The organism is Azoarcus taiwanensis, from assembly GCF_012910885.1.
Taxonomy (GTDB): Bacteria; Pseudomonadota; Gammaproteobacteria; order Burkholderiales; family Rhodocyclaceae; genus Azoarcus_F; species Azoarcus_F taiwanensis.
Map to the genome: position 1 here is coordinate 1 of NZ_WTVM01000137.1, position 9997 is coordinate 9997.

Sequence of the window (9997 nt, forward strand, 5' to 3'; positions counted from 1 at the left end):
GTTCTGGGGCGAGGACATCGCCAGCGCCCCCTTCGTGCATTACCCGGATGAGCGTTGGTTCAAGCCCGGCAAGAAGGACGCGTTGCCCAAGGGCCTGCTCGACGACTACACGCTGGAGATCTACAACCCCGACGGCGAATTGCGCGCCTCGCACCTCTACGACACCAACTCCGGCAACACCGAACGCGGCATCTGCGCGCTGCCCTATGTGCGCCAGTCGGACGGCGCGGTGGTGTATTTCCCCTCCAACCTGATCGACAACCTCTATCTGAGCAATGGTATGAGCGCCGGCAATACGCTGGCCGAAGCGCAGGTACAGTGCCTGTCGGAAATCTTCGAGCGCGCGGTGAAGCGCGAGATTCTGGAACACGAGCTCGCCCTGCCCGACGTACCGCCCGAAGTGCTGGCAAAGTACCCAGGCATCGTCGCCGGCATCGAGGCGCTGGAGCAGCAGGGCTTTCCGGTGCTGGTAAAGGACGCCTCGCTCGGCGGCGTGTATCCGGTGATGTGCGTAACGCTGATGAACCCGCGCACTGGCGGCGTCTTCGCCTCCTTCGGCGCGCACCCGAGCCTTGAGGTGGCGCTGGAACGCAGCCTCACCGAACTGCTGCAGGGGCGCAGCTTCGAAGGCCTCAACGACCTGCCCCAGCCCACCTTCGAAAGCAATGCAGTAACCGAGCCGAACAACTTCGTCGAACACTTCATCGATTCCAGCGGCGTCGTATCGTGGCGCTTCTTCAGCGCCAGGGCCGATCACGAATTCGTCGAGTGGGATTTCTCCGGCCACGGCGAAAACTCCAACGCCGACGAGGCCGCCACTCTGTTCGGCATCCTCGAAGACATGGGCAAGGACGTGTACATGGCTGTGTACGACCAGCTCGGCGCCATCGCCTGCCGCGTCCTCGTACCCGGCTATTCCGAGATCTATCCGGTCGAAGACCTGATCTGGGACAACACCAACAAGGCGCTGCAGTTCCGCACCGACATCCTCAACCTGCACCGACTCGACAACGCGGCCCTCGCGGCCCTGCTGGCACGGCTCGAAGACAGCGAACTTGATGACTACACCGACATCATCACCCTGATCGGCATCGAGTTCGACGAGAACACCATGTGGGGCCAGCTCACCAGCCTGGAACTGAAGCTGCTCATCCACCTCGCCCTGCGCCAGTTCGAAGCCGCCAAGGAACGGGTGGAGACCTTCCTGCAGTACAACGAGAACACCGTCGAGCGCGGGCTGTTCTATCAAGCCCTCAACGTCGTGCTGGAGGTGCTGCTGGACGACGAACTGGAACTGGCCGACTACGAGTCCAACTTCCGCCGCATGTTCGGCAACCCGCGCATGGATGCGGTGTTGGGCTCGCTGGACGGCAGCGTGCGCTTCTTCGGCCTGACGCCGACGAGCATGAAGCTGGAAGGGCTGGACAGGCACCAGCGCCTGATCGACAGCCACCGCAAGCTACACAAGGCACGGGCCAGGGCCTACATGAACTGACACAGTTATCGGGCGCCTCGGAACGGGCGGCACCGCCTTCAAAACGCCCGAAACAGCAATGCCCGTAGCTCAACTCCCCCTTCGCTCCAACAGTCCGATCACACTGGAGAAATCCAGCCCACCCTTACCCGCCGCGCTGTGGGCGGCATAGATCGATTCGGCCAGTCCCCCCAGCGGCACTGGCGCGCGGGTGGCGATGGCGGCCTCGAGGGCCAAGCCGAGGTCCTTCAACATGAGGTCGGTGCCGAAACCGCCGCTGTAGCCACGCGAGGCCGGTACGCCTTCCATGACCCCAGGCACCGGGTTGTACTTCTCCAGCACCCAGTTGCCGCCCGAGCTGACCTTCATGATGCCGGCGAGCACAGTGGGATCGAGGCCGAGGGACTGGCCGAGGTTGAGTGCCTCGCTGGTGCCGATCATCAGGATGGCGAGCAACATGTTGTTGCACAGCTTGGCTGCCTGGCCGGCTCCGGCATCACCGGCGTGGAAGATGTTCTTGCCCATGCTTTCGAGGACGGTCCGGGCTCGGCCGAGAGCATCATTCTCCCCGCCGACCATGAAGGTCAGCGTACCGGCGGCAGCGCCGGCAGTACCACCGGAGACCGGCGCATCGAGCACCTCCAGGCTGTGCAGCTTGCCCGCGGCGGCGAGCTTTTGCGCGCTGGCGGGAGCGATGGTGCTGCAATCGATGACCAGGATGCCGACGGGCAGGCCGTCGAACAGGCCTGGGGCGGTGTCACTGCCCAGGTAAAGGGCTTCGACGTGGCGGCTTGCCGGCAGCATGCTGATGACGATCTCCGCGCCTTCGACCGCAGCACGGGCAGAATCGGCAACGTGTGCGCCCTGTTCGGTCACACGATCGCAAGCGCTGGCGTCGAGGTCGAAGGCCTGTACGCGAAAGCCAGCCTTGACGAGGTTGATGGCCATCGGGCCACCCATGTTGCCGAGGCCGATGAAGGCGATGGATTTGTCGGTCATGCGGGAAACTCCTTTGGTTCGAAATGTGGTCTCTGGCAGCTTCAAACAAGGTCGGACAGGGGATGCGGGCCGTGGTAGCGAGGTCTGAAGTGGTCTTCGATGACGCCCTCCGGCGTTTCGGCCAGGCTGGCGTATTGCCAGCGCGGCTTGCGGTCCTTGTCGATGAGCAGGGCGCGCACGCCTTCGGCGAAGTCGCCATGGGCGGTGCAGGCGACCGAGGCGTGGTACTCGGTGCGGAATACGTCGGCCAGCGAGAGATGGCGAGTGCGTTGCCACAAGACCCAGGACAGTTGCGCCGAGCTGGGTGCGCCGCGCACAAAGGTCTTGCCGGCGCTCGCCAGCCAAGGGTCGGCGTCTTCGGCGAGCGCGGTCAGCCGGCGGGAGATGTCCGCCAGCCCGTCGTGGCCAATCACGGCCTCGATGCAGTCGAAGTGCTTGCGCAGCGGCGAAGCGGGCACCGCGCATGTCGCACCCAGGCGGTCGAGCAGCGCGCCAAGGCGGGCGTGGTTGGCCGGGCTGGCGTCGTTGACCGGCGCGTCCCAGCGGGTATCGGCAATCAATGCGGTCAAGCGCTCACGTTCATCGTCGGCAACAATGAAGTCGGCCAGGCCGGCAAAGCGTGCATCCGCAGCGTTGAGCGGCGCGCCGGAGAGCGCAAGGAACAGACCGGTGCGCCCCGGCATGCGGCGCAGGAACCAGCTTCCGCCGACGTCCGGGTACAGACCGATGCTGATTTCCGGCATGGCCATGCGGGTGGTTGGTGTAACCACGCGGTGCGAGGCGCCGGCGAGCAGGCCGATGCCGCCGCCCATGACGATTCCGTGGCCCCAGCACACGATGGGCTTGGGGTAGGTGTGGATGCGGTAGTCCAGGCGGTATTCACGCTCGAAGAAGGCCTTCGCCTCCGCTGGCGCCTCGCCGGGTGCTGCGGCCTGGATCGCATGGTAGAGCGCGGCGACGTCGCCGCCAGCGCAGAAAGCCCTGTCGCCGCTGCCGTCGAGGAGCACCCCGACGATGGTAGGGTCGGCCGCCCAGGCATCGAGCTGCAGGGCAAGGCGGTCGATCATCGCCAGCGACAAGGCGTTGAGGCTCTTGGGTGCGTTCAGCGTGGCGTGGCCGAAGCGCCGCCCGCAGGCGGTGGCGAATTCGCGCAGGATCACGCAATCATCCATGGCGCTGCTCCTCAAGCGTTGCGCCACATCGGCGCACGTTTTTCGAGGAAGGCGGTGACGCCCTCACGCTGGTCGGCGGTGTCGAACAGCTTGACGAATGCGGCACGCTCGCTCGCCAGCGCTTCGCCCGGCGGCATGTGGCGCGCGGCCTGGATCATGCGCTTGCAGGCGGCGACGCTGGTGGGGCTCTGGCGTTCTACACCCTGGGCGATCTCCAGCGCGCGCTTGAGTGCTTCGCCGCGCTCGGTAACCTCTTCGACAAGGCGGATGCGCAGTGCGGTGGCGGCATCGAGCCGCTCGCCGCACAGGATCAGGCGCTTGGCCCAGCCTTCACCGACCATCCACGACAGCCACTGGGTACCGCCAGCGCAGGGCAGCAGGCCTACGGCAGCTTCGGGCAGGGCGAGCACGGCCTGTTCCTCGGCCACGCGCAAGTCGCAGGCCAGTGCGCATTCCAGCCCGCCCCCCATCGCATAGCCGTTGATCGCCGCAATGGACACGCCGCGAAACGCCGCCAGGGCCTCGAAGGCGCGGCCAAAGTGGTGCGCCATGGCCGACGCTACCGCCTTGTCACCGTCGGCGAAAACCTTGAGGTCGGCACCGGCCGAGAAAAACTTCTCGCCCTGGCCGGTCACCACCAGGCTGTAGATCTCGCGATCGGCGTTGAGCGCCTCGACCACCTCGACCAGCGCGGCGAGGCTGTCCTGCGTCCAGGTATTGGCCGGTGGGTTGGCCAGGGTGAGGATGGCGATGTGGCCGCGCTTTTCGAGTTCGAGGCCGGGGTAGCTGTGTTTGCTCATTGGAGAGTCTCCGGGTGGATTTGCGCGAGCACGCGGCGAGCGATGATCACGCGCATGATTTCGTTGGTGCCTTCGAGGATCTGGTGCACCCGCGCATCGCGCAGGTAGCGTTCCAGCGGGTATTCGCGGATGTAGCCGTAGCCGCCATGGATTTGCAGCGCCTCGTTGCAGATCGCAAAACCCAGATCGGTGGCCAGGCGTTTTGCCATGGCGCAATACAGCGTGGCGTCGTCGGCTTCGGCGTCCAGCCGGCTGGCGGCCAGGCGCACCATCTGGCGCGCCGCGACCAGTTCGGTAGCCATGTCGGCAAGCTTGAACTGCAGGGCCTGGAAGTCCGCCAGCGGACGGCCGAACTGGCGACGCTCGTGCACATAGGCAAGCGCAGCGTTCAGCGCCCCTTGTGCGGCGCCGACCGAGCAGGTGGCGATGTTGATGCGCCCGCCATCGAGCCCCTTCATCGCGATGGCGAAGCCTTCGCCCTCCGCGCCCAGGCGCTGGCTGGCCGGTACGCGCACGGCGTCGAAGGCGATGCTGCGCGTGGGCTGGCTGTTCCAGCCCATCTTGTGCTCCTTCTTACCGTACGCGATGCCCGGGCTGTCGGCCGCCACCAGGAAGGCCGAGATGCCCTTATGTCCCGCCTCACCTGTGCGTGCCATGACCACCAGCGCATCTGTGGCGCCGGCGCCGGAGATGAATGCCTTGGTGCCGTCGAGCACGTAGTCTTCACCTTGGCGCCTGGCGCGGGTAGTGAGCGCAGCGGCGTCCGAGCCTGCACCCGGCTCAGTCAGGCAGTACGACGCCAGCCATTCGCCGGAGGCCAGTCTAGCGCCCCACTCGGCGGCCACCGCCGGTTGCGCAAAGCGGGTGACCATCCAGGTCGCCATGTTGTGGATGGTGAGATAGGCGGTGGTCGACGGGCAGGCGGCGGCGAGCTCCTCGAACACGATGCTGGCGTCCAGCCGCGGCAGGCCCAGGCCACCGTAAGCCTCCAGTGCGTAGAGCCCGCAGAAACCGAGTTCCCCCGCATGGCGCAGGGCTTCGCGCGGAAACTCGGCTTCGGCGTCCCAGCGCGCCGCGTGGGGCGCGAACTCGCGTTGGGCGAATTCGCGCGCGGTGTCGCGGAAGGCGCGCTGGTCTTCGGAAAGTTCGAAGTCCATGGCGATGCTCCGTCAGGTCTTACTTGAGGCTGATCGTGGTGTTGACCGGGGCCACCACGTCGTCGTCGAACCAGCGCGCGGTAACGGTCTTGGTCTGGGTGTAGAACAGGATCACCTGCTGGCCGTAGGGCCCCAGGTCCCCCAGCTTGGACCCGCGCGAACCGGTGAAGGAGAACAACGGCACAGGCACCGGAATGGGCACGTTGATGCCCACCTGGCCAACGTCGATCTCTTCCTGGAACTTGCGTGCCGCCGCGCCGGACTGGGTGAACACGCCGGTGCCGTTGCCATTGGGGTTGGCATTGATCAGCGCGATCGCATCGTCGAGAGTGTCGACCGCCATCGTGCACAGCACCGGCCCGAAGATCTCCTCGTCGTAAATGCGCATGCCGGGCCTGACCCCCGAGAACAGCGTCGGCGCGATGAAATTGCCGCGGGGATAGCCAGCGACATCCGGGGTGCGGCCGTCCAGTTCGAGGGTCGCACCCTCTTCCACGCCCGACTCGATCAGTTCGAGGATGCGCGCCTTTGCGGAAGGCGAGATCACCGGCCCGAGATCGGCCCCCGGCTCGTGTCCGGCGTTGACCTTGAGCGCACGGGCGCGCCCGACCAGTTCCGGCAGCCACCGCGCCGACTCGCCGACGAACACCACCACCGACGACGCCATGCAACGCTGACCGGCAGCGCCGAAGCCGGCGCCCGCCAGTGCGTTGAGGGTCTGCTCCTTGTGCGCGTCGGGCAGCACCACAACGTGGTTCTTGGCGCCCATCATGCACTGCGCGCGCTTGCCGGCTAGGCTGGCACGGTTGTACACATGCGTGCCGACGCGGGTGGAGCCCACGAAGGACACCGCCTTGATGTCCGGATGGTCGCAAATGCCGTTGACCACGTCGACCGCGCCATGCACCACGTTGAGCACGCCGGGCGGAATCCCGGCCTCGACCGCAAGCTCCACCAGCTTCATCGTGGACATCGGGTCCTGCTCCGAAGGCTTGAGCACAAAGGTGTTGCCGCAGGCAATTGCCATCGGGAACATCCACAACGGGATCATCGCCGGAAAGTTGAACGGCGTGATGCCCGCACACACGCCGATCGGCTGCAGCAGGGTGTAGGTGTCGACACCGCTGGCCACGTTGTTGGCCAGCCCGCCGAGTTGCAGTGTGCCGATGTTGGCCGCGTGCTCGACCACTTCGAGCCCGCGGAAGACGTCGCCCTCGGCGTCAGGCAGCGTCTTGCCCTGCTCCGCGGTGAGGATCGCTGCGACCTCCTTCATGTTCTCGCGGATCAACTGCTGGTATTTGAGGAAGATGCGTGCGCGGGCGCCGATGGGTGTCTTCTTCCAGCTTTCAAACGCACGCTTGGCCGCGGCGACGGCGGCGTTCAATTCTTCCGCGGTCGCCATCGGCACGCGCGCCAACACTTCCTGGGTAGCCGGGTTGACTACGTCGCGCCATTCGCTGGTACGCGATTCGACGAATTCGCCGTTGATCAGCAACTTGACAGTGGGCACAGTATGGGACGCTTGAGTCATATGAGTTCTCCTCCTCGTTGGCGGCTATGAGTCGGCACGCCTGTTCGCGCCGTCATGTCAGATCGTATTTACACATTCACAAATCATCAGTAAGCTATTGATGTAACAGCGAAACCTTGCGAATCAATTCGCAAGACAAAGCGCGATTTTGTTAATTTTGTGAATGGTCGGAGGGGACCGCGTGAGTCGCAAGCTTTTCATAGGCGCCCGCCTGCGCCGCTTGCGGGAGCAGGCCGGGTTGAACCAGGGCGCGATGGCCAGTCGACTGGGCATTTCGCTGAGCTATGTCTGCCAGTTGGAGAACAATCAGCGCCCGGTCACCGCCGCGGTGCTGCTGAAGCTCGTCGAGGTGTTCGACTGCGACATCGCAGAATTCTCCGAGGAGCAGGACAAGCGCCTGCTCGGCGAACTGATGGCGCTGTGCCGTGACCGCGAGCTGATCGGCGAGAACATTGCCCCGGCACAACTTGCCCGCATCGTCGAGCAGACACCGGAGGCGGCGAGCGCACTGGTCAACCTGGCCGAGCGCCATCACCGGCTGCAGGAGGAATACGCGCAGTTGCTCGATCGCGTCTACGGCGACCAGCTCGCCACCCCACTCGCGGTGCTGCCGCACGAGGCGGTGCGCGATTACTTCAACCGCCGCAATAACTACATCGATGCGCTCGATGTCGCCGCCGAGGCACTCGCCACCGAACTCGGCTTGCGCCCCGGCGAACGCAGCGCGGTGTTGCGCGCAGCCCTGCTCGAACGCCAGCGCGTCGCAGTACGCGTTATCGATGCGGGGGCCGAAGGCATACTGCGCCGCTTCAACCCGCGTCGAATGCAGTTGGAGATTGCCGCCGGGCTCTCGGACGCACAGCAGGCCTTTCAGTTAGCGACCCAGTGGGCATTGATCGAACACCGGGAGATGATCGACGCCGAAATCGCCGCAGCCGGTCTCGACGACGAGCAATGCAGCGGACTCGCCCGCCAGGGCCTGGCACACTATTTTGCCGGTGCGGTGCTCCTGCCCTACGGTGACTTCCTCGCCGCTGCAAACGCAAGCCGCTACGACCTGGAAAGCCTGCAGCGGCGCTTCGCCGTGGGCTTCGAGACCGTCTGCCATCGCCTGTCAACGCTGCAAAGGAGCGGCGCGCGCGGCGTGCCGTTTTACCTGGTGCGGGTGGACCAGGCCGGCAACATCTCCAAGCGCCAGAGCGCCACCGCCTTTCACTTCGCCCGCCACGGCGGCGCCTGCCCGCTATGGCATGTGCACGAAGCCTTCACCCGCCCCGGCAAGATACTCACCCAGCTTGCGGAAATGCCCGACGGCACGCGCTTCTTCGGCATTGCGCGCACCATCTCACGCGGCGGCGGCGCCTTCCGCGCACCGCGCAAGTTGTTCGCCGTCGGCCTGGGCTGCGATCTCTCTCACGCGCAGCAACTCGTCTATGCCGACGGCCACGACCTCGCGGCACCACGCGACGTCGCACTGATTGGCCCTGGCTGCCGCGTCTGCCCCCGCAACGACTGCGTCCAGCGCGCCTTCCCACCCGCCGGCCGGCCGTTGAGCACGGGTGTCGATGTCGAATCGCTGGTGTCCTACCGGTTTGAGAGCGACGCGCTGTAAGGGGTGGGGGCAGCTGATCGGCCTGAGCTGCCGGTGCTTGACGGGTGCAGTCAGGGCGCTATGTGTCGGTCGCCTGCCGTTCGACGGTCAGGCGACGGCGAACGACAGCTTCTCCATCCTGCGAACTGGAGCTACCGACCCACAGCCGCCTCATGACATTCCCAAGCCCTACGACAGCATGCAGATCATCAAGCTGCCACCCGTATCGAGCTTTGTAATTATCCGACAGGCATTGAGCTAAACGCGCAATTCTTGCAAGACCTCGGGGTGAGCTACGGCAACACGGAGCAGCGTCTTGGCAGCACCCGTGGGCGAGCGACGACCTTGCTCCCACTCCTGTAACGTTCGGGCGGACACGCCCAGAAGGTCCGCAAAGGCTTGTTGAGACAAGCCCATCTTTGCGCGAGCCTCAGCAGCTTCGGACAACTCGACACGCGTGGCGTGCGCGGCCTCGCCGCGTTTCATTTGCTTGACGGATTCAAGCAGATCCTGCTGGAACTTTTCGATCTCAGAGGGCATCTTCGACTCCTTGTTTCAACTCTGCCAAGAAGGCCGTGGGGAGATTGTCGAACTTGGCCTTCTTGTAGACGATCAAGAGCCAAATTGTTTCGGTGTTCGCGTTGAAGTAGATGACCCTGGCGCCGCCGCGTTTTCCTTGCCCGGCAGATGACCAGCGGACCTTACGGCAGCCACCACTTCCCCGGATGACATCACCGGCCTCTGGATTGGCAGCGATCCAGTTGATGAACTCGACGCGCTCGACTTCCGACCAGACTTCGCTGGCATAACGTCGAAAGATAGCGGTTTCAGCAACTGTCCTCACTCGCTCAATATACGGCATTGACGGAGTTTTCGCAAGGACCGGACATGGATTCCCAGGTAGGTAGGAAGCAGCAGCCGTGCAAACGGACCATCGGCGCAGACCAAGTACTTGTCCATGGCCGATGACAGTTAAACGGTCAGTCCTGAGCGGTTACATGTCGTTCGCGTTGGAGGAAACATCGCGTCCGCAACGTCTTCTGATGGCCGTGAGCGTGAGCACGAAGCCGTGCCAAGAAGCTGACATGCGCTACGCGCGCCAGCAGGCCAAGGTCCGCTGTCAGCGAAGTCCGGCAACTCTCACTGCCGGCCATCAGCGGCCGTAAGGCTTTCCCGTCTGAACGTCAGGAGCAGACTGAATCGGGTCGTTCCAAACTACACCAAAACCGGGGGCGATGAATCGACGAACGTGCAGGCACGTTCGCATTCCTTC

General features: G+C 64.7%; 9 protein-coding genes. 2 read left to right on the top strand and 7 right to left on the bottom strand.

Annotated elements, in window-relative coordinates; all coding sequences use genetic code 11:
• A partial coding sequence (locus GPA21_RS16760; RefSeq protein ID WP_168989260.1) for an OsmC domain/YcaO domain-containing protein occupies positions 1 to 1495 on the top strand: 1495 nt, incomplete at its 5' end.
• A 69-nt stretch (positions 1496 to 1564) separates the two neighbouring features.
• On the opposite strand, the gene mmsB is transcribed toward GPA21_RS16760, so the two are convergent.
• Genes mmsB through GPA21_RS16785 form a run of 5 tightly spaced genes read right to left on the bottom strand, consistent with a single transcriptional unit; the run spans position 1565 to position 7133 of the window.
• Positions 1565 to 2473: a 3-hydroxyisobutyrate dehydrogenase gene (gene mmsB / locus GPA21_RS16765; protein WP_168989261.1), complete on the bottom strand. Its 909-nt coding sequence runs from the start codon at positions 2471 to 2473 to the stop codon at positions 1565 to 1567.
• 41 nt (positions 2474 to 2514) lie between these two features.
• Positions 2515 to 3645, bottom strand: coding sequence for an enoyl-CoA hydratase/isomerase family protein (locus tag GPA21_RS16770; protein WP_168989262.1), 1131 nt, complete (start codon positions 3643 to 3645; stop codon positions 2515 to 2517).
• Positions 3646 to 3656: 11 nt separating this feature from the next.
• Positions 3657 to 4445 carry an enoyl-CoA hydratase gene (locus GPA21_RS16775; RefSeq protein WP_168989263.1) on the bottom strand — a complete coding sequence of 263 codons (789 nt, stop codon included), beginning with the start codon at positions 4443 to 4445 and terminating at the stop codon, positions 3657 to 3659.
• On the bottom strand, positions 4442 to 5602 hold the full coding sequence (locus tag GPA21_RS16780; RefSeq protein ID WP_168989264.1) for an acyl-CoA dehydrogenase family protein: 1161 nt from the start codon (positions 5600 to 5602) through the stop codon (positions 4442 to 4444). The genes GPA21_RS16775 and GPA21_RS16780 overlap by 4 nt, the downstream gene beginning before the upstream one ends.
• A 19-nt stretch (positions 5603 to 5621) precedes the next feature.
• Positions 5622 to 7133 carry a CoA-acylating methylmalonate-semialdehyde dehydrogenase gene (locus GPA21_RS16785; protein WP_168989265.1) on the bottom strand — a complete coding sequence of 504 codons (1512 nt, stop codon included), beginning with the start codon at positions 7131 to 7133 and terminating at the stop codon, positions 5622 to 5624.
• A 181-nt stretch (positions 7134 to 7314) separates the two neighbouring features.
• Here GPA21_RS16785 and GPA21_RS16790 point away from each other — a divergent pair, with 181 nt between their 5' ends.
• Positions 7315 to 8745 (top strand): short-chain fatty acyl-CoA regulator family protein, encoded by a 1431-nt coding sequence (locus tag GPA21_RS16790; protein WP_339379792.1) that lies wholly within the window; start codon positions 7315 to 7317, stop codon positions 8743 to 8745.
• Between the two features lie 237 nt (positions 8746 to 8982).
• Here GPA21_RS16790 and GPA21_RS16795 read toward each other — a convergent pair whose 3' ends face one another.
• The gene (locus GPA21_RS16795; protein WP_168989267.1) at positions 8983 to 9264 is read right to left on the bottom strand and encodes a helix-turn-helix domain-containing protein; all 282 of its coding nucleotides are present in this window, start codon (positions 9262 to 9264) and stop codon (positions 8983 to 8985) included.
• Positions 9254 to 9586: a transcriptional regulator gene (locus tag GPA21_RS16800; protein ID WP_168989268.1), complete on the bottom strand. Its 333-nt coding sequence runs from the start codon at positions 9584 to 9586 to the stop codon at positions 9254 to 9256. The genes GPA21_RS16795 and GPA21_RS16800 overlap by 11 nt, the downstream gene beginning before the upstream one ends.
• Positions 9587 to 9997 lie beyond the last annotated feature (411 nt).

What these genes read in the sequence shown, in the direction of transcription:
- GPA21_RS16785 (WP_168989265.1), bottom strand. Translation starts at nt 7,133, where the DNA reads ATGACTCAAGCGTCCCATACTGTGCCCACTGTCAAGTTGCTGATCAAC.
- GPA21_RS16770 (WP_168989262.1), bottom strand. Translation starts at nt 3,645, where the DNA reads ATGGATGATTGCGTGATCCTGCGCGAATTCGCCACCGCCTGCGGGCGG.
- GPA21_RS16800 (WP_168989268.1), bottom strand. Translation starts at nt 9,586, where the DNA reads ATGCCGTATATTGAGCGAGTGAGGACAGTTGCTGAAACCGCTATCTTT.
- GPA21_RS16775 (WP_168989263.1), bottom strand. Translation starts at nt 4,445, where the DNA reads ATGAGCAAACACAGCTACCCCGGCCTCGAACTCGAAAAGCGCGGCCAC.
- GPA21_RS16795 (WP_168989267.1), bottom strand. Translation starts at nt 9,264, where the DNA reads ATGCCCTCTGAGATCGAAAAGTTCCAGCAGGATCTGCTTGAATCCGTC.
- GPA21_RS16780 (WP_168989264.1), bottom strand. Translation starts at nt 5,602, where the DNA reads ATGGACTTCGAACTTTCCGAAGACCAGCGCGCCTTCCGCGACACCGCG.
- mmsB (WP_168989261.1), bottom strand. Translation starts at nt 2,473, where the DNA reads ATGACCGACAAATCCATCGCCTTCATCGGCCTCGGCAACATGGGTGGC.